At 72.5% G+C, this 25,328-nt stretch carries 22 protein-coding genes; 5 read left to right on the forward strand and 17 right to left on the reverse strand.

The window, feature by feature from the left end:
• Positions 1–23: 23 nt before the first annotated feature.
• The gene (locus ACIG0D_RS04880; RefSeq protein ID WP_399796274.1) at positions 24–293 is read left to right on the forward strand and encodes a hypothetical protein; all 270 of its coding nucleotides are present in this window, start codon (positions 24–26) and stop codon (positions 291–293) included.
• Positions 294–347: 54 nt separating this feature from the next.
• Here the strand turns inward: ACIG0D_RS04880 and ACIG0D_RS04885 are convergent, their stop codons facing one another.
• Together ACIG0D_RS04885 and glnA are read right to left on the reverse strand one after the other, a co-directional pair.
• Entirely contained in the window at positions 348–608 is a 261-nt protein-coding gene (locus ACIG0D_RS04885) for a hypothetical protein (RefSeq protein WP_365763154.1), read from the reverse strand.
• Between the two features lie 163 nt (positions 609–771).
• A complete protein-coding gene (gene glnA / locus ACIG0D_RS04890; RefSeq protein WP_165997722.1) occupies positions 772–2,181 on the reverse strand; it encodes a type I glutamate--ammonia ligase in 1,410 nt (469 codons plus the stop codon).
• A 220-nt stretch (positions 2,182–2,401) separates the two neighbouring features.
• Here glnA and ACIG0D_RS04895 point away from each other — a divergent pair, with 220 nt between their 5' ends.
• Positions 2,402–2,869, forward strand: a complete 468-nt coding sequence (locus ACIG0D_RS04895; protein ID WP_365920319.1) for an RDD family protein — start codon at positions 2,402–2,404, stop codon at positions 2,867–2,869.
• A gap of 65 nt (positions 2,870–2,934) precedes the next feature.
• Here the strand turns inward: ACIG0D_RS04895 and ACIG0D_RS04900 are convergent, their stop codons facing one another.
• From ACIG0D_RS04900 to lipB, 4 genes are all read right to left on the reverse strand, one after another.
• The gene (locus tag ACIG0D_RS04900; RefSeq protein ID WP_165997718.1) at positions 2,935–3,636 is read right to left on the reverse strand and encodes a DUF4191 domain-containing protein; all 702 of its coding nucleotides are present in this window, start codon (positions 3,634–3,636) and stop codon (positions 2,935–2,937) included.
• Positions 3,637–3,705: 69 nt separating this feature from the next.
• On the reverse strand, positions 3,706–3,933 hold the full coding sequence (locus tag ACIG0D_RS04905) for a hypothetical protein (protein ID WP_365763158.1): 228 nt from the start codon (positions 3,931–3,933) through the stop codon (positions 3,706–3,708).
• A gap of 240 nt (positions 3,934–4,173) precedes the next feature.
• A complete protein-coding gene (gene lipA, locus ACIG0D_RS04910) occupies positions 4,174–5,139 on the reverse strand; it encodes a lipoyl synthase (protein WP_399796275.1) in 966 nt (321 codons plus the stop codon).
• A gap of 101 nt (positions 5,140–5,240) precedes the next feature.
• Positions 5,241–6,047, reverse strand: a complete 807-nt coding sequence (gene lipB, locus ACIG0D_RS04915) for a lipoyl(octanoyl) transferase LipB (RefSeq protein WP_399796276.1) — start codon at positions 6,045–6,047, stop codon at positions 5,241–5,243.
• 232 nt (positions 6,048–6,279) lie between these two features.
• Here lipB and ACIG0D_RS04920 point away from each other — a divergent pair, with 232 nt between their 5' ends.
• Positions 6,280–7,713, forward strand: a complete 1,434-nt coding sequence (locus ACIG0D_RS04920) for a regulator (protein WP_399796277.1) — start codon at positions 6,280–6,282, stop codon at positions 7,711–7,713.
• A gap of 134 nt (positions 7,714–7,847) precedes the next feature.
• Here the strand turns inward: ACIG0D_RS04920 and ACIG0D_RS04925 are convergent, their stop codons facing one another.
• On the reverse strand, positions 7,848–9,227 hold the full coding sequence (locus tag ACIG0D_RS04925) for an NAD(P)/FAD-dependent oxidoreductase (protein WP_399796279.1): 1,380 nt from the start codon (positions 9,225–9,227) through the stop codon (positions 7,848–7,850).
• A 294-nt stretch (positions 9,228–9,521) separates the two neighbouring features.
• Positions 9,522–10,418: a TIGR01777 family oxidoreductase gene (locus ACIG0D_RS04930; protein ID WP_399796280.1), complete on the reverse strand. Its 897-nt coding sequence runs from the start codon at positions 10,416–10,418 to the stop codon at positions 9,522–9,524.
• A gap of 70 nt (positions 10,419–10,488) precedes the next feature.
• Between ACIG0D_RS04930 and ACIG0D_RS04935 the strand changes: the two genes are divergently transcribed.
• Positions 10,489–10,977, forward strand: coding sequence for a GNAT family N-acetyltransferase (locus tag ACIG0D_RS04935; RefSeq protein ID WP_399796281.1), 489 nt, complete (start codon positions 10,489–10,491; stop codon positions 10,975–10,977).
• A 92-nt stretch (positions 10,978–11,069) separates the two neighbouring features.
• Here ACIG0D_RS04935 and ACIG0D_RS04940 read toward each other — a convergent pair whose 3' ends face one another.
• The gene (locus tag ACIG0D_RS04940; protein WP_399796282.1) at positions 11,070–12,254 is read right to left on the reverse strand and encodes a MarP family serine protease; all 1,185 of its coding nucleotides are present in this window, start codon (positions 12,252–12,254) and stop codon (positions 11,070–11,072) included.
• Positions 12,255–12,516: 262 nt separating this feature from the next.
• On the opposite strand from ACIG0D_RS04940, the gene ACIG0D_RS04945 reads away from it, so the two are divergent.
• Positions 12,517–13,383: a peptidoglycan recognition protein gene (locus ACIG0D_RS04945; protein WP_399796362.1), complete on the forward strand. Its 867-nt coding sequence runs from the start codon at positions 12,517–12,519 to the stop codon at positions 13,381–13,383.
• Here ACIG0D_RS04945 and ACIG0D_RS04950 read toward each other — a convergent pair.
• From ACIG0D_RS04950 to ACIG0D_RS04985, 8 genes are all read right to left on the reverse strand, one after another.
• Positions 13,373–13,891: a DUF4240 domain-containing protein gene (locus ACIG0D_RS04950; RefSeq protein WP_399796283.1), complete on the reverse strand. Its 519-nt coding sequence runs from the start codon at positions 13,889–13,891 to the stop codon at positions 13,373–13,375. The genes ACIG0D_RS04945 and ACIG0D_RS04950 overlap by 11 nt on opposite strands.
• Before the next feature lie 55 nt (positions 13,892–13,946).
• Complete coding sequence (locus ACIG0D_RS04955) at positions 13,947–14,930, reverse strand: helix-turn-helix transcriptional regulator (RefSeq protein WP_399796285.1); 984 nt, start codon at positions 14,928–14,930, stop codon at positions 13,947–13,949.
• A 75-nt stretch (positions 14,931–15,005) separates the two neighbouring features.
• Entirely contained in the window at positions 15,006–17,717 is a 2,712-nt protein-coding gene (gene aceE / locus ACIG0D_RS04960; RefSeq protein ID WP_399796286.1) for a pyruvate dehydrogenase (acetyl-transferring), homodimeric type, read from the reverse strand.
• A 268-nt stretch (positions 17,718–17,985) separates the two neighbouring features.
• Positions 17,986–19,026 (reverse strand): ABC transporter permease, encoded by a 1,041-nt coding sequence (locus ACIG0D_RS04965; RefSeq protein WP_399796288.1) that lies wholly within the window; start codon positions 19,024–19,026, stop codon positions 17,986–17,988.
• Between the two features lie 68 nt (positions 19,027–19,094).
• Positions 19,095–19,718, reverse strand: a complete 624-nt coding sequence (locus tag ACIG0D_RS04970) for a GntR family transcriptional regulator (RefSeq protein ID WP_399796290.1) — start codon at positions 19,716–19,718, stop codon at positions 19,095–19,097.
• 255 nt (positions 19,719–19,973) lie between these two features.
• Entirely contained in the window at positions 19,974–21,800 is a 1,827-nt protein-coding gene (sucB, locus tag ACIG0D_RS04975) for a 2-oxoglutarate dehydrogenase, E2 component, dihydrolipoamide succinyltransferase (protein WP_399796292.1), read from the reverse strand.
• A gap of 63 nt (positions 21,801–21,863) precedes the next feature.
• Positions 21,864–23,252: a dihydrolipoyl dehydrogenase gene (gene lpdA / locus ACIG0D_RS04980; RefSeq protein WP_399796294.1), complete on the reverse strand. Its 1,389-nt coding sequence runs from the start codon at positions 23,250–23,252 to the stop codon at positions 21,864–21,866.
• A 287-nt stretch (positions 23,253–23,539) separates the two neighbouring features.
• Positions 23,540–25,087, reverse strand: coding sequence for a leucyl aminopeptidase (locus ACIG0D_RS04985; protein WP_399796296.1), 1,548 nt, complete (start codon positions 25,085–25,087; stop codon positions 23,540–23,542).
• Positions 25,088–25,328: the final 241 nt, after the last annotated feature.

Here is a 25,328-nt window from a genome sequence, read left to right on the forward strand (position 1 = left end):
GGTCCAGGGAAGGAGGCCCTCTCATGGGCACCATCGTGCTGTCCGGGGCGGTCGTCCTGGTCGTCCTGGGTTTCGGAAACCACCTCTACTGGCTCGCCGCCGTCGCCCTGCTCTACCTCTACGTCCGCCACGGAGGCGGTACGTCCTCGGCCCCCACCGCGGGCACCGGGACCGCACCCACCACCTACCAGGCCTACCGCGACCGCCGCGACCAGCAGGCCAAGTGGGAACGCCGCTACCGCCGCGAGCGCCCCCTGGAGGCCCGCCGCCAGGAGCGCGAGCGGAGCAGGTGAGCCGCAGACGCAGCCGCGCCGCCGCCGCACACCCGACGGCGGCGCGGCCACCTGTCAGTACTGCGCCCGGAAGTTGATGTACCCGATCAGCACGATCAGGGCGGCCACACTGCCCAGGACGATGGTGGTCGACACCCACGACCGGCGCCCGGACGACCCACGGCGCTCGGGAGCGGCCCGGAACGGCACGGGGCCCGGCGGGTTGTCCTTCCACCGCGCGGCCAGCATCCGGGCCCGCGCCGAGGGCTCCTTGTGCTCGGCGCTCTCCGCCCAGCGCAGATCGAACTCCCGCTCCTCGTCGTCGCGTCCGGACATCCCCGTCTCCCCGTCACGGTCTCTCGCCGAGCTTCACCCGGTCCTGGGATCCGCTCGAACAGCTGTACAGAAACCATACGGCGGCGCCCCCGCCCCCCGGAACGGAAATTCGGGGGACGGGGGCGCCGAGGCGACCGGGGACCGTGCGAGACGGTCCGGTCCATCACACGTCGAAGTACAGCTCGAACTCGTGCGGGTGCGGACGCAGCTGCAGCGGGGCGATCTCGTTCGTGCGCTTGTAGTCGATCCAGGTCTCGATCAGGTCCGAGGTGAACACGTCGCCCTGGAGCAGGAACTCGTGGTCGGCCTCGAGGGAGTCGAGGACCGCGCCGAGGGAGGTCGGGACCTGCGGGACGCCCGCGTGCTCCTCGGGAGCCAGCTCGTACAGGTCCTTGTCGATCGGCTCGGCCGGCTCGATCTTGTTCTTGATGCCGTCGAGGCCCGCGAGCAGCAGGGCCGAGAAGGCGAGGTACGGGTTGCCGGAGGAGTCGGGCGCGCGGAACTCGACGCGCTTGGCCTTCGGGTTCGAACCCGTGATCGGGATACGCATCGCGGCGGAGCGGTTGCGCTGCGAGTACACCAGGTTCACCGGGGCCTCGAAGCCCGGGACCAGACGGTGGTAGGAGTTCACCGTCGGGTTGGTGAACGCCAGCAGCGACGGCGCGTGCTTGAGGATGCCGCCGATGTAGTAGCGGGCGGTGTCGGACAGGCCCGCGTAGCCCTGCTCGTCGTAGAACAGCGGCTCGCCGTTGCTCCACAGCGACTGGTGGACGTGCATGCCCGAACCGTTGTCACCGAAGATCGGCTTCGGCATGAAGGTCGCGGTCTTGCCGTTGCGCCACGCCACGTTCTTCACGATGTACTTGAAGAGCTGGAGGTCGTCGGCGGCGGCCAGCAGCGTGTTGAACTTGTAGTTGATCTCCGCCTGGCCGGCGGTGCCCACCTCGTGGTGCTGGCGCTCGACCTGCAGGCCGGCCTTCTCCAGCTCCAGGGAGATCTCGGCGCGCAGGTCGGCGAAGTGGTCGACCGGCGGGGCCGGGAAGTAGCCGCCCTTGTAGCGGACCTTGTAACCGCGGTTGTCCTCGAGCGCGCCGGTGTTCCAGGCGCCCGCCTCGGAGTCGATGTGGTAGTACGACTCGTTCTCGGCGGTCTTGAAGCGCACGCTGTCGAAGACGTAGAACTCGGCCTCGGGGCCGAAGAACGCGGTGTCGGCGATGCCCGTGGACGCGAGGTAGGCCTCGGCCTTCTTCGCCACGTTCCGCGGGTCACGGGAGTACTGCTCGCCCGTGATCGGGTCGTGGATGAAGAAGTTGATGTTGACCGTCTTGTCGCGGCGGAACGGGTCCACCCGCGCGGTGGACAGGTCGGCGCGCAGCGCCATGTCGGACTCGTGAATGGCCTGGAAGCCGCGGATGGAGGAGCCGTCGAAGGCCAGCTCCTCGTCCGGGTCGAACGCCGCAGCCGGAATCGTGAAGTGCTGCATGACGCCCGGGAGGTCGCAGAACCGGACGTCGATGAACTTGACGTCCTCGTCCGCGATGAACTTCTTGGCCTCGTCGGCGTTCTGGAACATCCAGCTCCTCCTACTCCCGACCGTCCCGCCGGGGTGGTAGATCGTTCGTGCGGCCAGTGCGGTGGCACACGCTGTCTTCGACCCTAGGGAGGCGTGATTTCTCCGGCGTGACCCATTTGTTTCGCACAAGTTAACCGGCTCGGGTTCCACAGTAGTCCGCGGACGGCCCGGAAACACCCCGCCGTCCATCGGTCACAAACGGGCGCAGTACCGTGTACGGGTGGACAAGAGGCAAGCAATCGGATCATGGCTCTCGGGGCCGCGCGCGGCCATGGAGGACGCCGGTGCCGACTTCGGATACCGGGGGGAACAGCTCGGCCTGCCGGAGGACGGTCCGGGTTCGCTGGCCCGCCCCGGCCGCCGTATCGGAGCACTGGCCGTCGACTGGGGCCTGTGCCTCTTGATCGCATACGGTCTCATCACGGACGGCTACGGCCAGGCGACCAGCAACTGGGCCCTGCTCATCTTCTTCGTGATGAGCCTGCTCACCGTCGGCACGGTCGGCTTCACCCCCGGCAAGCGCCTGCTCGGCCTGCGCGTCGTCGCCCTGGACACCGGCACCGTCCACCCCGGCCGCGCCCTGGTCCGCACGGCCCTGCTCTGCCTCGCCATCCCCGCCCTGATCTGGGACCGCGACGGCCGCGGCCTGCACGACCGGCTGGCCCGCACGGTCGAGGTACGGATCTGAGAGCACCTCGTACGACGAAGGGCGCCCGGATCACTCCGGGCGCCCTTCGTCGTACGAGGTCTGGGTCAGCGGGGCCGCGGCCCGCCCTTCGGCAGGCGCATGCCCTTCGGCATCGGACCCTTCGGCAGCGGCATGTTGCTCATCAGGTCGCCGAGCGCGCGCAGCCGGTCGTTGGTGGCCGTCACCTGCGGGCCGGTCAGCACGCGGGGCAGCTTCAGCATGGTGGTGCGCAGCTTCTTCAGCTCCACCTGGCCCTCGCCGGTGCCGACGATCAGGTCGTGCACGGGGACGTCCGCGACGATGCGGTTCATCTTCTTCTTCTCGGCGGCCAGCAGGCTCTTGACCCGGTTCGGGTTGCCCTCGGCGACCAGCACGATGCCGGCCTTGCCGACCGCCCGGTGCACCACGTCCTGGCTGCGGTTCATCGCCACCGCCGGAGTCGTCGTCCAGCCCCGGCCGATGTTGTCCAGCACCGCCGCCGCCGCGCCCGGCTGGCCCTCCATCTGCCCGAAGGCGGCCCGCTCGGCCCGGCGCCCGAACACGATCGCCGTCGCGAGGAAGGCGAGCAGGAGGCCCAGGATGCCGAGATAGATGGGGTGACCGATCAAGAAACCGATCGCGAGGAAGACACCGAAGGTGACGATTCCGACAGCCGCGAGTACAAGACCGATCTTCTTGTCGGCCTTGCGGGTCATCTTGTAGGTCAGGGCGATCTGCTTCAGTCGCCCGGGGTTCGCAGCCTCCGCTGCCGTGTCCTTCCTCGCCATGCCACGAAGTCTACGTGGCTCCCGGAGCGCCCACGACGGCGGTGCCCGCGCGGTTACCGGCGGCGCGGCTCAGGAGTGGGCGGCGGAGGAGAACCGCTCGAGGACCCGCTCGGCCTCGACCCGGTCCTTGGCGCGGCGGCGGTCCTCCAGCACGGAGGTCCAGGCGTTGCGCCGGGCGGTGCGCTGGCCGCCGCTCATGAGCAGGGACTCGACGGCACGCAGGGCGTCGGTGAGGGACGGAAGCGCGGTGGCGCGGGTGCCTGTCGGCATTGCTTCGTTGACGGGCGCGGCCGGCATGGTGGATCCCCCTAGGGCTCAGTGCGCGGGTTCACGGGGTGTGAAACCAGGGTCACTGATTGGTGTTACCAGGGCATGACCCACTGGTCAAACGCGCGTGAAGCCCTGATGCCGCCGGATGGCCGAGGAGTTGCCGGGTGCCGGAACGCCGCCGCGGCCCCGGCGGGGTCCTCAACTGGGAGGACGGCCGGGGCCGCGGCGTCTCGTCGGCTACTTGCCGGTAACAGCTTGTGCGCGAATTCACACAGCCTGGGCGGCGACGTACGTCCCGCGCTTCTCGATGGCCATCTGGTACAGACGGCCGGCGCGGTAGGAGGAGCGGACCAGCGGGCCCGACATCACACCGGAGAAGCCGATCTGCTCGGCCTCCTCCTTCAGCTCCACGAACTCCTGCGGCTTCACCCAGCGCTCCACCGGGTGGTGGCGCACCGACGGGCGCAGGTACTGGGTGATGGTGATCAGCTCGCAGCCCGCCTCGTGCAGCTGCTTCAGCGCCTCGCTGACCTCCTCGCGGGTCTCGCCCATGCCGAGGATCAGGTTCGACTTGGTGACCAGGCCGAAGTCGCGAGCCTCGGTGATCACCTTCAGGGAGCGCTCGTAGCGGAAGCCTGGGCGGATCCGCTTGAAGATCCGCGGGACCGTCTCGACGTTGTGCGCGAAGACCTCGGGGCGGGACTCGAAGACCTCCCGCAGCAGCTCCGGGACGGCGTTGAAGTCGGGGGCCAGCAGCTCGACCTTGGTCCGGCCGCCCTCGCGGTCCGCCGTCTGCCGGTGGATCTGGCGCACGGTCTCGGCGTACAGCCAGGCGCCGCCGTCCTCCAGGTCGTCGCGGGCGACGCCGGTGATGGTGGCGTAGTTCAGGTCCATGGTGACCACGGACTCGCCGACGCGGCGCGGCTCGTCGCGGTCCAGCGCCTCGGGCTTGCCGGTGTCGATCTGGCAGAAGTCACAGCGCCGGGTGCACTGGTCGCCGCCGATGAGGAAGGTGGCCTCGCGGTCCTCCCAGCACTCGTAGATGTTGGGACAGCCGGCTTCCTGGCAGACCGTGTGCAGGCCCTCGCTCTTGACGAGGTTCTGCATCTTCGAGTACTCGGGGCCCATTTTCGCCCGGGTCTTGATCCACTCGGGCTTGCGCTCGATGGGGGTCTGGCTGTTGCGGACCTCCAGGCGCAGCATCTTGCGTCCGTCGGGTGCGACTGCGGACACGACCGGCTCCCTAGCGTTGATTCTTCGGCGCCCTCAAGGGTACGCCCGTGGATTTGATGGCCCTCCGACCGGGCCAACCCGCCCAGGGCGGGGCCCATTCCCTACGCCGGCGTCTTCTCGATCACCCGCGGCTTCAGCTCCGCGTTCTCCAGTACGTCCCGCAGATGGCGCTCGACCACCGGCAGCACCTCGTCGATCGTGACGTCCCGGCCCAGCTCGTTGGCGAGCGAGGTGACGCCCGCGTCACGGATGCCGCACGGGATGATCTTGTCGAACCAGGCGTTGTCCGGGTTCACGTTGAGCGCGAAGCCGTGCATGGTGACGCCCTTGGCGACCCGGATGCCGATCGCCGCGATCTTGCGGTCCTCCCGGCGCTGGCCCGCGTTGGACGGTGCGTACTCCGGACCGTTGAGCCGCGGGTCGAACTCCTCGTCCTGCAGCCGCGGGTCGAAGTCCAGGGCCAGCCCGCCGAGCGCCGGACGCTGCTCTGCCTCCTGCCGGGGTTCACCCAGCACCCACACCCCGCTGCGGCCCTCGACCCGGGTGGTCTCCAGGCCGAACTCGGCGCAGGTGCGGATCAGCGCCTCCTCCAGGCGGCGGACGTGTGCGACCACGTCCACCGGGCGGGGCAGCTTCTGGATCGGGTAGCCCACGAGCTGGCCCGGGCCGTGCCAGGTGATCTTGCCGCCCCGGTCCACGTCCACGACCGGGGTGCCGTCGAGGGGGCGCTCGCTGGGGTCGGTGCGCCGGCCGGCCGTGTAGACCGGGGGGTGCTCCAGCAGCAGCACGGTGTCCGGGACCCGGTCCTCGAAGCGCGCGGCGTGCACCCGGCGCTGCTCGTCCCAGGCCTCCTGGTAGTCGACGGCCTCGGCACCGAATCCCATACGGACGAACCGCAACTCACTCACGGCGAGCCCTCCCTCGAAGGTCGTAAGGCGTGAAACGCGCCTACGTCACTGTACGACCGTCGGCCGCACGTCAGCCTCGGGGGCAATCCTCACACGATCGGATGAATGAGCGTCGAAGCGTGCGATCGGGTGCTTACTCTCCGCTACATTCGCGCCGTTCACAAGGCCATCAGGGCTGCTCACAGGCAGTCCGGGCACTTCGGCAGCCCGGAGGCAGGAGATCGCACCGCAGATGACGGAACGACCCGCGCAGCGCACCCCCAACCGACAGCTCGCCGCGCTCATCGCAGAAGCGGGGTTCTCCAACGCAGGTCTGGCCCGTCGAGTGGACCAGCTCGGCCTCGAGCACGGCCTCGATCTCAGATACGACAAGACATCCGTCACCCGCTGGCTGCGCGGACAGCAGCCCCGCGGGACCACGCCCGCGCTCATCGCCGAGGTGTTCACCCGCCGCCTCGGCCGCCGGCTCACCGCCCAGGACCTCGGCCTCGACGCCTGCGCCCCGGTCTACGCGGGGCTGGAGTTCGCGGCCGGACCCGAGGAGGCCATCGACATCGTCAGCGGCCTGTGGCGCAAGGACTCCGGCAGTCACGCCGAACTGCGCAAGATCGCGTTCACCCCGGCGGGACTCGTGGTGCCCAGCCGGGACTGGCTGATCGGGCGCGCCGACGAGAGGGTCGCCCGCGGCGCCGAGCCCACCCGGGTGCCCGCCCAGGGCCGCGCCGGGGTGCCCCGGCAGCGCGGCGTCGAGCGCGGCCCGGGCCACAGGGTCACCGCCGGTGACATCGCCGCGCTGCGCTCGGTCGGCGAGCTGTTCCGCACCCTCGACGACGCCTACGGCGGCGGCCACGCCCGCCAGGCCCTCGTCCGCTACCTGGAGCACGAGTGCGAGCCGATGCTCCGCGGCACCTACGGCGAGCAGATCGGCCGCCGCCTCTTCGCCGCGGCCGCCGATCTGACCCGCCTCGCGGGCTGGACGTCGTACGACATCGCCGCGCACGGCCTCGCCCAGCGGTACTTCGTGCAGGCCCTGCGCCTGTCCCAGGCGGCCGGGGACCGGGCGTACGGCTCGTTTGTGCTGGTCACCATGAGCCGGCAGGCCGTCTACCTCGGGCACGGGCGGGAGGCCGTCCAGCTGGCCCGGGTGGCCCAGCAGGGCGTCGGCGGCTCGGCACCGCCGGTCGTCCAGGCGCTGCTGCACGCGGCGGAGGCGCGCGGGCACGGCGTCCTCGGCGAGGTGCGGGCCTGCACGGCCTCCCTCGTCCGGGCCGAGCGCGCGCTGGAGGCCGCGCGGCCCGGTGACGAGGTGCCGCACTGGGCGCGGTTCTTCGACGAGGCGCAGCTCGCCGACGAGTTCGGGCACTGCCACCGGGATCTTCAGCAGTTCCGGGCGGCGGCGCAGCACGCGGAGCGGTCACTGCAGCTGCGCGCGCCCGCGTACGCCCGGAGCCGGTTGTTCTGCCGTGTCGTCCTCGCCACCGCCCGCCTCGGGCTCGGGGAGCTGGACCAGGCGTGTGCGCTCGCCGCGGAGGCGGCGGCGCAGGCGGCCGAGATGCGGTCCGTGCGGGCGGTGGAGTACGTCAGGGACTTCGAGCGGCGGCTGGAGCCGTACAAGGACGCGGCTCCTGTGCGGTCGTATCGGGACAAGGTGGCTGCGTTGGGGTAGCGCCGTGACTCCGGTCGTTGTGTGCAGGGTGCGGGTACCTGGGGGTTGACCGCGCCCACGCGGCGGAGCCGCATATCGACACAGCCCCGCGCCCCTTCGGGCGCCCCTTTCGGGGCGTCCCTTCGGGGCCTTCGTCAGGCCGCGCGGGCCGTCGGGGCCGGGTCCGACCTGTGCATCGAGCCTGTCGCGCCCAGGTCCGTCAGGATCGCGGCCGAGGCGCGGTGGGCGGAGTGGAGGGCGCCCTGGACGGTGCTGGAGTCGCGGTGGTCGCCGCAGACGTACAGGCCGGCCAGGAGGCGTACCGGACGCCGCAGGTCGTGGGGCGGGCGCATCGCCGGGACCGCCTCTGGGGTGTGGTGGACGGCGAGCGTCTCCCAGCGGGCCGTCGAGGTGCCGTAGAGCCGGGAGAGGTGGGTGCGCACGGCCGCGTCGACGTCCTGCGGCGGGGTGCCCAGGACCGTCGACGAGATCAGCGCGCGGCCCGCGGGGGCCCGGCTCGGGTCGACCGCGCTGAGCACCGCCGTGTGCGCCACCGGACCACCCCGGTCGGCGTCCAGCAGCAGCGCCGCGCCGGTCGCCGGGGGCTCGTCCGTGGTGTGGTGGACGACGGTCACCGGATGGAAGTCCGGGACGCGGAGCCCCGGCAGCAGCTCGGCCGCGGCGCGGGCGTCGGTGGCCAGCAGCACCGCCCGGCAGCGGAACTCGCCGTGCTCGGCGGTGGTCACCGTGGTGGTGGACACCGAGGTGACCCGCACCCCGGTCCGCACGGTCCCCGGCGGCAGCGCCCGCGCCAGCAGCTCCGGCAGCACCTCGGCCCCGCCCTCCGGTACGGCCATCCGCCCGGCGGCGAACGCCCGCAGCGCGAGGTCGGCGCACCGGCTGGACGTGGTCAGCTCCGGATCGCACAGCAGCGCGGCCAGCAGGGGGCGCAGGAAGCCGTCCACCGTGCGCGGCGGCAGGCCGCGGGCCGCCAGCGCCTGACCGGCGGGCAGCTCCGGGCGGGACAGCAGCCGCTCCAGCGGCGTCCCCGCGATCCTCGCGAGCGCGCTGCCCAGGCGGGCCTGGTCGACGGCGCCGCCCACCGGGGCCGTGGCGCGGTTGCGGGGCGGGGGCAGCGTGGTCCCGCGGCCCCGGGCCGGCGTCGCCCTGGGGGCGCTCGCGAGGGCGCGCACCGCGTTGAGTGCGCCCCTCGTGCTCCGGCCGGTCGCCGGGGCGCCCGCCCGGTGCCGGCGGCCGTCGCTGTGCAGCAGGACGCCCGGGGCGAACAGGCGCAGCGCGAGCGCGTCGAGCCCCGGGGTCAGGCGTAGCTCCGGATAGGACGTGAACAGCAGCTGCCCGACGCGGTCGAGCCGGAAGCCGTCGACCTTCTCCGTCGACATCCGCCCGCCCACACCGGGGCCGGCCTCCAGAACCGTGGTCGTCACTCCTGCATGGGCCAGCCGTAGCGCCGCGGAGAGACCGGCCACCCCGGCTCCCACCACGACGACGTCCGCCTGAAACGCGGGCTCAAGCACGTGCCCCTCCTCGAGGTTGCGCGGCCGGTGGAGACGTGATGCCCCCAACCGGCTCCGGGGATACCCGAGTTCGGATCGAGCGTAGAGCCGTGATCGGTCAGGGGGAGTCGCGCATGGACAGGGCACGGTCGCACAACGGTCGCAAACGGTCGGGCCGCCCTGTTTCCAGGACCCGCCCCCCAGGGCTGAGGCGGACGCCCGTCACCCCGGCGCGCCTCACAGCGCCGCCCCGCCGCCCGGCCTTACAGCACCGCCCCGCCGCCCGGCCTCACAGTTCCGCCCCGCCACCCCGCCTCACAGCGCCGCCCGGATCGTCTCCTCGATGCTCGGGAACGCGAACCGGAACCCGGACTCCAACAGCCGCTTCGGCACCACCCGCTGACTGCCCAGCACCTCACTGGCCAGCTCGCCCAGCACCGCACGCAGCACGGGAGCGGGCACCGCGAACACCGCCGGGCGGCGCAGGACCCGGCTCATCGCGGCGTTGATCTCACGGTTCGTCAGCGGCTCCGGCGCGGTGAGGTTGACCGGGCCGGACAGCTCCTCGTGGTCCAGCAGATGGCGCAGCGCGGCCACCTCGTCGTGGAGGGCGATGAACGACCAGTACTGCCGCCCGCCGCCGAGCGGACCGCCGAGCCCGGCCCGGTACAGCGGAAAGAGCCGACCCCAGGCCCCGCCCTCGCGCGCCACCACGAGACCCGTCCGGGCGAACACCGTCCGGACCCCCGCCTCCCGGGCGGGTGCCGCCGCCCCCTCCCACTCCACGCACAGCTCCGCCAGGAAACCCCGCCCGGGCGGGGAGTCCTCGTCGACCACGCGGTCCCCGGTGTCGCCGTAGAAGCCGATCGCGCTGCCGTTGACGAAGACCCGCGGCGGCCGGTCCAGCGCGGCGACGGCCCGGGCCAGCGCCGCCGTGCCCTCCACCCGGCCGGCGCGGATGCGCGCCTTGTAGGAGTCGGTCCAGCGGCGGTTGCCCACCCCCGCGCCCGCCAGGTTCACCACCGCGTCGCACCCGGCCAGCACCGCCGGGTCCACCTGCCCTCGCTCCGGATCCCAGCGCGCCTCGTCGGCGGACCGGGGCATCCGGCGGACCAGCCGCACCACCCGGTGCCCGTCCGCGGTCAGCGACCGCACCAGAGCGCCCCCGATGAGACCGGACGCGCCGGCCACCGCGATCGTCGTACGCTGCATGCCGCCATCCTCCCCGAGCGCGCGTAAAACCCCGATGAGCCACGTGCTTTTCCGCCGTAGGGTGACCGGCATGCCTGAACCGTCCATACGCACCGCCCGCCCCGAGGACGAGGAGCAGCTGCAGCGGCTGGACCGCGCGTCCTGGTCGTATCTGCACGCGGTCACCGGACCGCCCGCCCCGGGCGATCCCTTCTTCCGCGACACCGCCGGCCCCGCCGACCACCTGGTCGCCGAACTCGACGGCCGGGTCGTCGGCTACATCCGCCTCGGCTTCCCCACCCCGCTGCCCTCCAACGCGCACGTCCGGCAGATCCGCGGCCTCGCCGTCGCCGAGGAGGCCCGCGGCAAGGGCGTGGGGCGCGCGCTGCTGCGCGCCGCCGTCGAGGACGCGCGCGCCCGCGGCTTCCGCCGGATCACCCTGCGCGTGCTCGGGCACAACGCCCCCGCCCGCGCGCTGTACGCGTCGGAGGGCTTCGTCGTCGAGGGCGTGCAGCCGGAGGAGTTCTTCCTGGACGGCACCTATGTGGACGACGTCCTCATGGGGCGCAAGCTGGTCTAGCCGCTCCAGCCGCTCCAGCCGCTCCAGCCGCTCCAGCCGGTCGATCCCGTCCAGCCGGTCGGTCCCGCCGGGCCCCAACGGTCCCGCCCGCGCTACGAGGAGACCGGCTCGCCCGTGTCCACCGGTGCCGTGGCCCGCGCCGCCCGCTCCGCGTCACCGGAGACCTCCGCCGCCGTCAGGACGTAGCCCGTCTCGGCGTCGGAGGTGGACCGGGCGAACACCACCCCGAACACCCGGCCCTCGGTGGTCAGCAGCGGGCCGCCGGAGTTGCCGGGGCGGACCGTGGAGCGGATCGAGTAGACCTCGCGGGTGACCGTGCCGTCGTTGTAGATGTTCTGGCCCGTCGCCCGCACCCGGTTCGCCACCGTCGCCGCCTGCAGATCCAGGCCGCCGTCCTGCGGATACCCGGCGACCACCGCCGCGTCGCCGCGCGCCGCGTCGTCGTCGAACCGCAGCACGGGAGCGCGCAGACCGGGCACCCTCAGCACGGCCACGTCCTTCTCCGGGTCGAAGAGCACCACCGTCGCCTCGTACGCCCGGCCGACCCCGCCGACCCGCACGGTCGGCTCGTCGATGCCCGCCACCACGTGCGCGTTGGTCATCACCCGCTCCCGCGCGTACACGAACCCGCTGCCCTCGCGGCCCTGGGTGCCCGCCACGCCCTCCACCTTCACCGTGGAGCGCTGCGCGGCGCGCGTCGCGGCCGGTGTCACGCTGTCCCCGGAGGGCCGCGCCACCTCGGCCGTCGACTCGCTCTCGAACGGGTTGAAGACCTGCGGGAAACCGGCCTCGGTGAGCGCCGAGGTGGCCCGCGAGAACCAGGCGGGCGTGGTGTCCGGCATCGCCTCCTGCACCGCCCCCAGCAGCCGCGAGTCCCGTATCGCCGACGACAGCAGCGCGGACGAGGACGCCGCCAGCACGCTCGCCGCCACCCACGCCACGATCAGCACCGCCGCCGCGGTCGCCACCGCCCCGCCGGCCCCGTCGGCCACCCTCAGCGGCCCCCGGCCCAGCTCCCGCCGCAGTCTGAGCGCCGGCCGGCCCGCCAGCTCGTGGCCCACCGCCGCCGGGAGCAGCACCGTCAGCACCGCGGTGACCGTCGCCGCCGTACCGCCCGGTGTCACCAGGTCCATCACCCACGGCAGCACCCAGACGCCGAGCGCCGCGCCGCCCACGAACCCGGCCAGCGAGACACAGCCGGCGACCAGGCCCCGCCGGTAGCCGGAACCGGCGTAGAGCAGGATCGCGAGCAGCAGAACGATGTCGAGGAGGTCCACCAAGCCGCCTTTCTCTCGGCCCCCTATACGCGGGGGACGGGCCCGGTGATCAGCCGAGCCCGGGACCGCGGGGCGCGAACCGGCCACGCGGGCTCGTGCCGGGAAAACGTCGCGGACCGGGACGATGGTTCCACCAGGTGGCACAGCACGTATCGCGGGCGCCGGGGATCGCGCGGACAGTGGGACCATGTGTGTTTTGCGAGGAGCCCGGCGGACGGGGCGGGCGGGCCGGCGCGGTGTGCGCCTGCCGGGCCCGGCCCGGGTGGCGCTGGGCGCGGTGCCCGGGATCGCCGCCGTGGTCGCGCTCGCGCTGTGCGCGAACGGCGTCGAACGGGCCGCCCAGGCCCGCGCCGACCGCCGCACGCAGGCCACCCGCCCGGCGACCGCGTACACCGCGTCCAGGCCGCCGATCGTGCCTCGCTCGGCCTGGCTGGACGGCAGCCGCGCGGCCCAGCCGCCCGCCCGCTACGACGACAAGGTCGTCGCGGTCTTCGTGCACCACACCGACTCGCCCAACGCCTACGACTGCGCCGAGGCGCCCCGCATCATCCGCTATCTGCACGCCGGTCAGACCGGCACCCGCCACTGGGACGACATCGGCTACAACTTCCTCGTCGACCGCTGCGGCGTCATCTACGAGGGCCGCGCGGGCGGCGTCGCCCGCGCCGTCACCGGCGCCCACACCCAGGGCTTCAACCACCGCACCGCCGGTATCGCCGCGATCGGCACCTTCACGGCCGGGGCGGAGGTGCCGCGCGCGATGACCGACGCGATCGCCGCGCTGGCCGCCTGGAAGCTCGGGTTGTCGGGCGTCGACCCGCGCTCCCGGGTCCGCCTCGTGTCCAGCAACAGCGGCAGCCGCTACGCCGCCGGTACCTCCGCCACCCTGCCCGCCCTCGCCGGCCACAACGACGGCTACATGACCAGCTGCCCCGGCGCCGCCCTCACCGCCCTCCTGCCGGAGATCCGCGACCTGGCCGCCCGGCTCCAGGGCCGCTTCCGCGAGGCGCGGGCCGAGGACGGCGCGTCCGCGGGCCACGCCCAGGCCGCCGCCCTGCCGTCGGGCGCGCGTCCGGCGGCGTCCGGCGCGCGTCCGGCGGACGGCAGCCGGCGCCGGGTCACTCCCTGAACCGGTACCAGAGGCGGGGATAGCGCTCCGCGAGCGCGCTCTCGTCCTCGAAGTCGACCGGGGTGCCCTCCGGTTCCGCCGGGGCGGGCGGGACGCCCAGGTCCGGGGCGACGGTGCCGGTCAGCTGCTCGTACGCCTCGTCGGCCGCGTACCCCAGGTCCTCGCCGTCGCCGTCGATCTCCTCGTCGAACTCGTCGAGGAGGTCGGCCAGGGAGTCCGGGTCGTGCACGGCGCCCTCGAACACCTCGCGGCCCTGCCCGATCAGCCAGCAGCGGAAGAAGTCGAAGGCGTCGTCGCTGGCCCCGTCCAGCAGCACCCAGGCGGCGCCCCACAGGTCCCAGTGGTAGGCGCGGTTGTAGCGGGCCTCGAAGTGACGGGCGAAGTCCAGCACGGCCTCCGGGTCGAGCTGGAGCAGCCGGTCCACGAGCAGCTCGGCCTGTTCCTCCGGGTCGCCCTCCGCGGCCTCCCGGGTGGTGTCGATCAGCTCCCAGAACTCCGTCTCGTCCATCACCGCTCCAGCATCGTCCCTGCGGCAGACGGACGCACCTTCAGCGCCCCGCGCCTCACCCGCCGTACAGCTCCGCCAGCCGCCGCGCGTCGGCGGCCAGCCGCTCCCGCAGCGACGGCGGCGACAGCACCTCCACCTCCGGGCCGAGCGCGGTGAGCTGGGCGTGGGCGACCTCCTCCGACTCCACGCGCAGGGCGACGGTGACCCGGCCGTGCCCGTCCGGCTCGCCCGCCGTGGCCAGCGCGTCCCGGGCGGAGAGCGGATCGACGGCGTACGGCAGCCTGCGCACGCCGTCCGGGGAGAGCCGTACGACGACCTCCGCGCGCAGCAGCGACCGCGCGAACCGCTCGGCCTGCTCCTGCCAGAACGCCGGCAGGTCGAACTCCTCGTCGCGGGTGAAACGGTCCTCCTCGGGCTCGACGGCCGTGAACCGGTCGATGCGGTACGTGCGGTACGTCCGGGAGGTGCCCGCGTCGACGACCCGCGCGCACAGGTACCAGACGCCCGCCTTCAGCACGAGCCCGTACGGCTCCAGCCGCCGCTCCACCTCGCGCTCCCCGCGCCGGTACCGGGCGGTGACCCGCCGGTCGTCCCACACCGAGTCGGCCACCGCCGGCAGCAGCTCCGGTGTCTTCAGCTCCCTGAACCAGCCCGGCGCGTCCAGATGGAACCGCTGGGCCGCCGTGCGCGGGGCGTCCCGCAGGGACGGCAGCAGCGCCGCCGACACCTTCAGCCGGGCCGCCGACGCCGCGTCCTCCAGCCCCATCTCGCGCAGCGCCCCCGGCACCCCGGACAGGAACAGCGCCTCGGCCTCGCTGCGGTGCAGCCCGGTCAGCCGGGTGCGGTACCCGCCGATCAGCCGGTACCCGCCGGCCCGGCCCCGGTCGGCGTAGACGGGCACGCCCGCCTCCGACAGCGCCTGGGCGTCCCGCGTGACGGTCCGCTCGGACACCTCCAGCTCCCGCGCCAGCTCGGCGGCGGTCATGGACGGCCGGGACTGGAGCAGCAGCACCATCTTGATCAGCCGGGCAGCGCGCATGCCGCCCATGATGCAGGAAGGCCCCCGCCGGAGAGCGGGGGCCTTCACCAGGAGCAAGCAGCCGGAGCGGGAGCCTTACAGGCCGTAGCGCTCGCGCGCCTCCTTCACGGCGGTCGCCTTCACCTCGCCGCGCTTGGCCAGCTGGGCCAGGGCGGCGACGACGATCGACGGCGCGTCGACGCCGAAGTGGCGGCGGGCGGCCTCACGGGTGTCGGAGAGGCCGAAGCCGTCCGCGCCCAGCGAGGACCAGTCCTGCTCGACCCACTGCGCGATCTGGTCCGGGACCTGGCGCATGTAGTCGGAGACCGCCAGCACCGGGCCCTCGGCGCCCTGGAGCGCCTGACGGACGTACGGCACCCGCTCCTCGCCGCGCAGCAGCGCCGCGTCGGCCTCCAGCGCGTCCCGGCGCAGCTCGCTCCAGGAGGTCGCGGACCACACGTCGGCGGCCACGCCCCACTCCTCGGCGAGCAGCTTCTGGGCTTCGAGGGCCCAGTGGATCGCGGTGCCGGAGCCCAGCAGCTGGATGCGCGGGGCGTTCGCGGGCACCTCCACGCCCGCCGACTCCGCCGTGTTGAAGCGGTACAGGCCCTTGACGATGCCCTCGTCGATGCCGAGGCCCTGCGGCTTGGCGGGCTGCGGCAGCGGCTCGTTGTAGACCGTCAGGTAGTAGAAGACGTTCGGGTCCTCGCCCGGGGCAGCCTCGCCGTACATCCGGCGCAGACCGTCCTTGACGATCACGGCGATCTCGTACGCGAACGCCGGGTCGTAGGTGAGGGCGGCCGGGTTGGTGGCCGCGATCACCGGGGAGTGGCCGTCGGCGTGCTGGAGGCCCTCACCGGTCAGGGTGGTGCGGCCGGCGGTGGCGCCGATGAGGAAGCCGCGGCCGAGCTGGTCGCCGAGCTGCCACATCTGGTCGGCGGTCCGCTGCCAGCCGAACATCGAGTAGAAGATGTAGAACGGGATCATCGGCTCGCCGTGCGTCGCGTACGACGTGGAGGCGGCGATGAAGTCGGCCATCGAGCCGGCCTCGGTGATCCCCTCGTTGAGGATCTGGCCGTTCGTGGCCTCCTTGTAGTACATCAGCTGGTCGCGGTCGACCGGCTCGTACGTCTGGCCCTTCGGCGAGTAGATGCCGAGCGACGGGAACAGCGACTCCATGCCGAAGGTGCGCGCCTCGTCGGGGACGATCGGCACCCAGCGCTTGCCGGTCTCCTTGTCGCGGACCAGGTCCTTGATCAGGCGGACGAAGGCCATGGTGGTGGCCACGTTCTGGGAGCCGGAGCCCTTGTCGAAGGAGGCGAAGGCCTTCTCGGCGGGGGCGGGCAGCGGCGCGACCGGGTGGACGCGGCGGGCCGGGGCCGGACCGCCGAGGGCGGCGCGGCGCTCCTGGAGGTAGCGGACCTCGGGGGAGTCGGGGCCCGGGTGGCCGTAGGGGACCACGCCGTCGACGAAGTCGCTGTCCTTGATCGGCAGGTCGAGCAGGTCGCGCATCGCCTTGAACTCGTCCACCGAGAGCTTCTTCATCTGGTGGTTGGCGTTCTTGGAGGCGAAGCCCTCGCCGAGCGTGTGGCCCTTGACCGTCTGGGCCAGGATCACGGTCGGGGCGCCCTTGTGCGCGAGGGCGGCCCGGTAGGCGGCGTAGACCTTGCGCGGTTCGTGGCCACCGCGCGAGACGTGGAAGCACTCGAGGATCTTGTCGTCGCTCAGCAGCTTCGCCATCTCGACGAGCGCCGGGTCCTTGCCGAAGAAGTCCTGGCGGATGTAGGCGGCGTCGCGGGTCTGGTACGTCTGGATCTGCGCGTCCGGTACCTCACGCAGGCGGCGTACGAGCGCTCCGGTGGTGTCGAGCTGGAACAGCTCGTCCCAGGCGGAGCCCCACAGCGTCTTGACGACGTTCCAGCCGGCGCCGCGGAACTGGGCCTCCAGCTCCTGCACGATCTTGAAGTTGGCGCGGACCGGGCCGTCCAGGCGCTGCAGGTTGCAGTTGATGACGAAGGTGAGGTTGTCCAGCTCCTCACGCGCGGCCAGCGCGAGCGCCGCCGTCGACTCCGGCTCGTCCATCTCGCCGTCGCCGAGGAAGGCCCACACGTGCGAGGAGGAGACGTCCTTGATGCCGCGGTTGGTCAGGTAGCGGTTGAACCGCGCCTGGTAGATCGCGGACAGCGGGCCGAGGCCCATGGAGACGGTGGGGAACTCCCACAGCCAGGGCAGGCGGCGCGGGTGCGGGTACGACGGCAGGCCGTTGCCGCCCGACTCGCGGCGGAAGTTGTCGAGGTGGTCCGCGTTCAGCCGGCCGTCGAGGAAGGCGCGGGCGTAGATGCCGGGGGAGGCGTGGCCCTGGATGTAGAGCTGGTCGCCCGAGCCGGCGGCGTCGCCGGAGTCCTTGCCCTTGAAGAAGTGGTTGAAGCCGGTCTCGTACAGCCACGCCGCGGAGGCGAAGGTGGCGATGTGGCCGCCGACGCCGTACTTCGAGCCGCGGGTCACCATGGCCGCCGCGTTCCAGCGGTTCCAGGCGGTGATCCGGGCCTCCATCTCCTCGTCACCGTCGATGGCGGGCTCGGCGGCGGTGGGGATGGTGTTGACGTAGTCGGTCTCGAGGAGCTTCGGCAGCGCGATGCCGGCGCCCTCGGCGCGCTCCAGCGTGCGCCGCATCAGGTAAGCGGCGCGGTGCGGGCCGGCCGCCTTGGCGACCGCGTCCAGCGAGGCCTGCCATTCGGCGGTCTCCTCGGGGTCGCGGTCAGGGAGCTGGTCGAGCGCGCTCGGCTGGATGGCGTTGGGGTCGGTCATGTCGCCGCCTTCCTCAGTCGAAGGGGGTTCCCTCATCGGTAAGGGTTCGGGGGTGCCCTTGGTCTTTGGCAGGACAGGGCTGGGACTTCGGTGGAAGTCCGTCGGCGACTGTAACTCCCTGATCGATGATCGATCAAAGGGTTGACGGCGAAAACCTCTCGATCACGAGAAAGTAGGCACGCGGTGCCTTCGACGATGGCACCGGGTGACGCGATTCCGCCTTGTTTTCGCAGGTGGGGGCGCGTCTGAGCGGAGGTTTGCTCGGGTGTCACTCGACTGCGGGGGCGGGTTCGCCGGCGGATTCCTTCTGCCGCCCGCCGGGATGCCGGTGTGACCAGTTCAGGAACACCCCGCAGGACAGCAGCGCCCAGCCCGTCAGCACCAGGAAGGGCAGGGCGTGCTGGTGGCCGGGGAAGTACACCGCCGTGTGCTGGGCGTTCACCGAGGCGCCCGGCGGCAGCCAGCGGCCGATCGCGCCCAGCACCGACGGCAGCAGCGGCCAGGACACCGCCCCGCCCGAGGAGGGGTTGCCCACGAGCACCATCACGCCCCAGGTCGGCAGCATCGCCCAGCGGCCGATGAGCGTGTTGAACATCGTGAAGACCATGCCGCTGGTGAACATCGTCAGCGCCAGGATCAGCCACGACTGGGGGAACGGCAGATCCACCGCCCCCAGCAGCCAGTCGACCGCCGCCGCGATCGCCAGCCCGCCCAGCAGCGCGTACGCCGCCGTGAACGCGATCCGCTCCGGCGGGTTCAGCGCCCGCGCGTGCACGCTGAGCTGGATCGCTCCCACGAAACCGATGATCACCGCGGCCAGCGAGACGTAGAAGATCGCGAGCCCGCGCGGATCGCCCGGCTGGAGCGGGTTGACGTCCCGGACGGTGACCGACACCCCGGTCCGCTCGCCGACCTCCAGCGCCGCCTCGGACAGCACGTCGGCCACGGACGCGCCGGAGGCGCCCGAGACGTCGAGCGTCACCGCCCGGCCGTCGTCGCGCACCTCGAAGACCCCGAAGACCTCCTGCTCGTCCACGGCCGCGCGGGCGGCGGCCGGACGGTCGTAGGGGCGCACCCTCACGGACGCGTTCAGGGCCTTCTCCATGCCCTCCAGGAAGGCCCGGCCCCGCGCGTGCTCGTACGACCCCACCACCGCCGCCGGGATGGAGTGGGGTGTCGGATTCGCCATCGCATACGTGTAGGACCAGGCGAACAGGCCCGCCGCCGCGCTCAGAATCAGCGTCAGCACCGTCGCCGGCAGGAACGGCGACTCCTTGAAACGCTCCCACGCCGGCTGCGAATCGGACATGCCGGTCAGACTAGGGCAGCCGCCGGGTGCCCGCCCGCGGACTCACGCGGGTGGCCGCGCCCATCGGCTCACGCGCGCGGCGCGCACCCCAGGACGTGCGCCTTCACGATCTCCGCGATCCGCGGATCGCGGCGCCGGAACGCGGCCACCAGCTCGTCGTGCTCCTCCGCGTACGACTGCTGCACGGTGCCCAGCCAGCGGATGGACAGCGCGGTGAAGACCTCGATCCCGAGCCCTTCCCAGGTGTGCAGCAGCACCGAGTTGCCGGCCGCCCGCACCAGTTCCCGGTGGAAGCCCACCGTGTGCCGCACCTGGGCCGTGCCGTCCGACGCGCGGTCCGCGTCGTACAGCGCGGCGACGTGCGGCTCCAGCGCCGAGCAGTCCTCCGCGAGGCGGTCGGCCGCGAGTTCCGCGGCGATGGCCTCCAGACCGGCCCGGACCGGGTAGCTCTCCTCCAGGTCCGCGGCGGTCAGGTTCCGCACCCGTACGCCCTTGTTCGGCGCGGACTCGATCAGCCGCAGGGACTCCAGTTCGCGCAGGGCCTCGCGCACCGGGGTCTGGCTGACCTCCAGCTCGGTCGCGATCCGCCGCTCCACGATGCGCTCGCCCGGCTGCCAGCGCCCGCTGATGATCCCCTCGAGGATGTGCTCGCGGATCTGTTCGCGCAGCGAGTGGATGACGGGCGCGGTCATGAGGGCTCCTTAGGGCGCGTTGACGTTTAGACAATACGGCCCTGACGCTTCGCCGGAAGGGCGCGTGGGGGTGCTTTGGTGCAGGTGAGACGCGTGTAACAGCCCGGGTTCCGCTGTCGTCGGGCGGGTGCGGGCTGGTGGGGGTGCTCGCGCCCGCGCGGCGGAGCCGCATGTCGATACAGCCCCGCGCCCCTGAAAACGTGGGTGCCCCCGCCCGGAGAATCCAGGCGGGGGCACCCACGCGAGCCGAAGGGCTTACAGGCCCAGCTCGACCTCGAACTCGCCGGCCTCGAGGATGGCCTTGACCGCGGTCAGGTAACGCGCGGCGTCGGCGCCGTCCACCAGGCGGTGGTCGTAGGAGAGGGTCAGGTAGGTCATGTCGCGGACGGCGATGACCGTGCCCTCCTCCGTCTCCAGGACGGCCGGGCGCTTGACCGTGGCGCCGATGCCGAGGATCGCGACCTGGCCCGGCGGCACGATGATCGTGTCGAAGAGCGCACCGCGCGAACCGGTGTTGGAGATGGTGAAGGTCGCGCCGGACAGCTCGTCCGGGGTGATCTTGCTGGCGCGGACCTTGCCGGCCAGCTCCGCCGTGGCCTTGGCGATACCGGCGATGTTGAGGTCACCGGCGTTCTTGATGACCGGGGTCATCAGGCCCTTCTCGGAGTCCACCGCGATACCGATGTTCTCGGTGTCGAAGTAGGTGATGGTCCCCTCGGCCTCGTTGATCTTGGCGTTGATGACCGGGTGGGCCTTCAGCGCCTGCGCGGCGGCCTTGACGAAGAACGGCATCGGGGAGAGCTTGACGCCCTCGCGGGCCGCGAAGGAGTCCTTCGCCCGGGCGCGCAGCTTCATCAGGCGGGTGACGTCGACCTCCACGACCGACGACAGCTGGGCCTGCTCGTGCAGCGCCTTGACCATGTTGTCGCCGATGACCTTGCGGATGCGGGGCATCTTGACGGTCTGGCCGCGCAGCGGGGAGACCTCCAGGACCGGCGCCTTCTTGGCCGGGGCGGCGGCCGGAGCGGCGGCGGCCGGGGCCGGAGCGGCGGCGGCCTTCGCGGCCTCGGCGGCGGCGACGACGTCCTGCTTGCGGATGCGACCGCCGACGCCGGTGCCCTTGACGGTGGCCAGGTCGACGCCGTTCTCGGCGGCGAGCTTGCGCACCAGCGGGGTGACGTAGGCGCCCTCGTCGGTCGGCTGCGCGGCGGCGGGCGCCGGAGCGGCCGGGGCCACGGGAGCGGCCGGGGCGGCGGGAGCCGGAGCCGGAGCCGCGGGCTGGGCCGGAGCCGGGACGGCAGCGGCGGGCGCCGGAGCGGCGGGGGCGGCCGGAGCGGCGGGGGCCGGGGCCGCGGGCTGCGCCGGGGCGGGGGCCGGAGCGGCCGGGGCCTCGGCGGCGGGCGCCGGAGCCGGGGCCGGAGCGGCGGCCGGGGCCGCACCCGGGGCGCCGATGACGGCCAGCTTGGCGCCGACCTCGGCGGTCTCGTCCTCGCCGACCACGATCTCCAGCAGCACGCCGGAGGCCGGGGCCGGGATCTCGGTGTCGACCTTGTCGGTGGAGACCTCGAGCAGCGGCTCGTCCGCCTCGACGGTGTCGCCGACCGACTTCAGCCAGCGGGTGACGGTGCCCTCGGTGACGGACTCGCCGAGCGCGGGCAGGACCACGTCCGTGCCCTCGGCGCTGCCGCCGCCGGCCGTGGCCTCGGCGGTCGGGGCCGGGGCGGGGGCGGCCTGCTCGGTGGACGGCTGAGCGGCCGGGGCCGGCTCGGGGGCCGGCGGGGCGACCTGCTCGGCGGCGGGGGCCTGTTCGGCGGCGGGGGCCTGCTCGGCGGCCGGGGCGCCGGTGCCGTCGTCGATGATCGCCAGCTCGGCGCCCACCTCGACGGTCTCGTCCTCGGCGACCTTGATGGAGGCCAGGACACCGGAGGCCGGAGCCGGGATCTCGGTGTCGACCTTGTCGGTGGAGACCTCGAGCAGCGGCTCGTCGGCCTCGACGCGCTCACCCTCGGCCTTCAGCCAGCGGGTGACAGTGCCCTCGGTGACGCTCTCGCCGAGCGCCGGAAGGGTTACGGAAACCGCCATGGTTTCGGTTGCTCCTAACGAATTGCGGAAGTCTGTGTCGTCGCGCCCAGTGACCGAGGGAGGTCAGTCGTGGGAGTGCAGCGGCTTGCCGGCCAGGGCCAGGTGGGCCTCGCCGAGGGCCTCGTTCTGCGTCGGGTGGGCGTGGACGAGCTGGGCCACCTCGGCCGGCAGCGCCTCCCAGTTGTAGATCAGCTGGGCCTCGCCGACCTGCTCGCCCATCCGGTCGCCGACCATGTGGACGCCGACCACGGCACCGTCCTTGACCTGGACGAGCTTGATCTCGCCCGCGGTCTTCAGGATCTTGCTCTTGCCGTTGCCCGCCAGGTTGTACTTCAGAGCGACGACCTTGTCCGCGCCGTAGATCTCCTTCGCCTTGGCCTCGGTGAGACCGACGGAGGCGACCTCCGGGTGGCAGTACGTCACCCGCGGGACACCGTCGTAGTCGATCGGGACGACCTTCAGACCGGCCAGCCGCTCCGCCACCAGGATGCCCTCGGCGAAGCCGACGTGCGCGAGCTGGAGGGTCGGGACCAGGTCGCCGACCGCGGAGATGGTCGGGACGTTGGTCCGCATGTACTCGTCGACGAGGACGTAACCGCGGTCCATGGCGACCCCGGCCTCCTCGTAGCCCAGGCCCTGCGAGACCGGGCCGCGGCCGACGGCCACCAGCAGGACCTCGGCCTCGAACTCCTTGCCGTCGGCCAGGGTGACCTTCACACCGTCCTGGGTGTACTCCGCCTTCTGGAAGAAGGTGCCCAGGTTGAACTTGATGCCGCGCTTGCGGAAGGCGCGCTCCAGCAGCTTGGAGCTGTTCTCGTCCTCGACCGGGACGAGGTGCTTCATGCCCTCGATGATCGTGACGTCCGAGCCGAAGGACTTCCACGCGGAGGCGAACTCGACGCCGATGACGCCGCCGCCCAGGATGATCGCGGACTTCGGCACGCGGTCCAGGACGAGGGCGTGGTCGGAGGAGATGATCCGGTTGCCGTCGATCTCCAGGCCCGGCAGCGACTTCGGCACGGAGCCGGTCGCCAGCAGCACGTGGCGGCCCTGGATGCGCTGCCCGCCCACGTCCACGGAGGTGGGGGAGGAGAGCCGGCCCTCACCCTCGATGTAGGTCACCTTGCGGGAGGCGACCAGACCCTGCAAGCCCTTGTACAGGCCCGAGATGACCTCGTCCTTGTACTTGTGCACGCCCGCGATGTCGATGCCCTCGAAGGAGGCCTTGACACCGAACTGCTCGCTCTCGCGGGCCTGGTCGGCGATCTCGCCCGCGTGGAGCAGGGCCTTGGTGGGAATGCAACCCCGGTGCAGGCAGGTGCCGCCGACCTTGTCCTTCTCGATCAGGGCGACGTCCAGGCCCAGCTGCGCCCCGCGCAGGGCCGCGGCGTAACCACCGCTACCACCGCCGAGGATCACTAGGTCGAAAACGGTGCTGGCGTCGTTCGCCACGTCACGTCCTCCATGCATGTGCGCCACGCCGGTCTGCGGTGACCGGTCGGCGGCTGGTGTCCGGCCGCTCGTTCTTCGGCCCTTAGGTGGGGGCCCTGTCCTGCCGTGCCCCATCTTCGCACTAGTCCGCGCTTGACGAGACGCGGGGCCGGGGTGTGAGACGTAGCACGTTCACTTGCAGACGGCGGTGACTGGGGTGACATAAGGGGCGCGAGGAACTGTGCGACCAGCCCCCCACGCCCCTGCAGTCGCCCTACGACGGACGAACCCCACTCAGTGGGCGCACGTCACCCGAGATCACCCGCGGCCGTCAGCTCCGCGAGCCGCACCAGCGTCCGCACACCCGACCCGGTACCACCCTTGGGCGTGTATCCGAAGGGCCCGCCCTCGTTGAACGCGGGCCCGGCGATGTCCAGGTGCGCCCAGGTGATCCCCTCGCCGACGAACTCGCGGAGGAACAGACCGGCGACCAGCCCGCCGCCCATCCGCTCACCCATGTTGGCGATGTCCGCGACCGGCGAGTCCATGCCCTTGCGCAGGTGCTCGGGCAGCGGCATCGGCCAGGACTCCTCGCCGACCTCCTCCGCGGCCTCCACGATCGCCGAGCGGAACGCGTCGTCGTTGGCCATCACACCGAAGGTGCGGTTGCCCAGCGCCAGCACCATCGCACCGGTCAGCGTCGCCACGTCGACGATCGCGTCCGGCTTCTCCTCGGACGCGGCCCACAGCGCGTCGCCCAGCACCAGCCGGCCCTCGGCGTCGGTGTTCAGCACCTCCACCGTCTTGCCGCTGTACATGCGCAGCACGTCACCGGGGCGCACGGCGGAACCCGACGGCATGTTCTCGGCGAGCGCCAGCCAGCCGGTGACGTTGACCTCCAGGCCGAGCCGGGCGGCGGCGACGACCGCGGCGAAGACCGCCGCCGCGCCGCTCATGTCGCACTTCATCGTCTCGTTGTGCCCGGCCGGCTTCAGCGAGATGCCGCCCGAGTCGTAGGTGATGCCCTTGCCGACGAAGGCCAGGTGCTTCTTCGCCTTGGAGTGCTTGTACGTCAGCTTCACCAGGCGCGGCGCGGACGCGGAGCCGCCGCCGACGCCGAGGATGCCGCCGTAGCCGCCCTTGGCGAGCGCCTTCTCGTCGAGCACCTGCACCTTGATGCCGTGCTCCTTGGCCGCGGCCTGGGCGACGGCGGCGAACGCCTCGGGGTTGAGGTCGTTGGGCGGGGTGTTGACCAGGTCGCGGGCGCGGTTCAGCTCCTCGGCGACGGCGGTGGCGCGCTCCAGGGCCGCCTTGTGCGCCTTGTCGCGGGGCTTGCCGCCCAGGATCGCGGCCTCGGCGAGCGGCGCCTTGCCGTTCTTGTCCTTGGCGGCGCCACCTGCCTGGGGGCCACTGTCCTTGTAGGCGTCGAAGGTGTACGCGCCGAGCAGCACGCCCTCGGCGACGGCCCCGATCGCCGCGGAGTCCGCGACCGGCAGGGCGAAGGCGGCCTTCTTCGTGCCGGTCAGGGCACGGGCGGCGACACCGGCGGCGCGGCGCAGCGCCTCGGCGTCGAACTCGCCGTCCTTGTCCGGCTGCGCGCCCAGGCCCACCGCCACCACGAGCGGCGCCTTGAAGCCGGCGGGCGCGGGCAGCTTGGTCACCTCGCCCTCGGCACCCGAGGCGCCGAGGGTCTCCAGGAGGTCGGCGAGCCTGCCGTCGTAGGCCTGGTCCACGGCCTCGGCGCCCGGCGCGACGGCGAGCCCCTTTCCGCCCTTCGGGCTCTTGGCGACACCGATCACGAGGGCGTCGGCCCGCAGGCCGGCCGCCCCGGCGGTGCTGAGAGTGAGAGCAGTCACGGTGGTGATTTCTCGCTTCCGATGTGAAGTTGCTTGGCCGAACAGGGTGGGTCGGCCGGGCCCGACAGCCGACCCTAGATCCGGCCCTGTGTGGTGGTCTCAACGGGGTCCGCGTCACTGCGGCGCGCACCTGGGACGAGACTACGCGCGCGGGTTCGTTCGCTCACGCCTGCGGGCGTTCACCTCTGAGTGGCGTCGTGGCCATTTCCCGATCCTCGCACTCCATGAACTGAGTCACACT

The organism is Streptomyces sp. NPDC052773, assembly GCF_044547145.1.
In the GTDB taxonomy this organism is placed as follows: domain Bacteria; phylum Actinomycetota; class Actinomycetes; order Streptomycetales; family Streptomycetaceae; genus Streptomyces.

Bases quoted from the DNA above. Each gene is read 5' to 3' on its own strand.
- ACIG0D_RS04880 (WP_399796274.1), top strand. From the start codon at position 24: ATGGGCACCATCGTGCTGTCCGGGGCGGTCGTCCTGGTCGTCCTGGGT.
- ACIG0D_RS04885 (WP_365763154.1), bottom strand. From the start codon at position 608: ATGTCCGGACGCGACGACGAGGAGCGGGAGTTCGATCTGCGCTGGGCG.
- glnA (WP_165997722.1), bottom strand. From the start codon at position 2,181: ATGTTCCAGAACGCCGACGAGGCCAAGAAGTTCATCGCGGACGAGGAC.
- ACIG0D_RS04900 (WP_165997718.1), bottom strand. From the start codon at position 3,636: ATGGCGAGGAAGGACACGGCAGCGGAGGCTGCGAACCCCGGGCGACTG.
- ACIG0D_RS04905 (WP_365763158.1), bottom strand. From the start codon at position 3,933: ATGCCGGCCGCGCCCGTCAACGAAGCAATGCCGACAGGCACCCGCGCC.
- ACIG0D_RS04920 (WP_399796277.1), top strand. From the start codon at position 6,280: ATGACGGAACGACCCGCGCAGCGCACCCCCAACCGACAGCTCGCCGCG.
- ACIG0D_RS04930 (WP_399796280.1), bottom strand. From the start codon at position 10,418: ATGCAGCGTACGACGATCGCGGTGGCCGGCGCGTCCGGTCTCATCGGG.
- ACIG0D_RS04935 (WP_399796281.1), top strand. From the start codon at position 10,489: ATGCCTGAACCGTCCATACGCACCGCCCGCCCCGAGGACGAGGAGCAG.
- ACIG0D_RS04950 (WP_399796283.1), bottom strand. From the start codon at position 13,891: ATGGACGAGACGGAGTTCTGGGAGCTGATCGACACCACCCGGGAGGCC.
- ACIG0D_RS04955 (WP_399796285.1), bottom strand. From the start codon at position 14,930: ATGCGCGCTGCCCGGCTGATCAAGATGGTGCTGCTGCTCCAGTCCCGG.
- aceE (WP_399796286.1), bottom strand. From the start codon at position 17,717: ATGACCGACCCCAACGCCATCCAGCCGAGCGCGCTCGACCAGCTCCCT.
- ACIG0D_RS04965 (WP_399796288.1), bottom strand. From the start codon at position 19,026: ATGTCCGATTCGCAGCCGGCGTGGGAGCGTTTCAAGGAGTCGCCGTTC.
- ACIG0D_RS04970 (WP_399796290.1), bottom strand. From the start codon at position 19,718: ATGACCGCGCCCGTCATCCACTCGCTGCGCGAACAGATCCGCGAGCAC.
- sucB (WP_399796292.1), bottom strand. From the start codon at position 21,800: ATGGCGGTTTCCGTAACCCTTCCGGCGCTCGGCGAGAGCGTCACCGAG.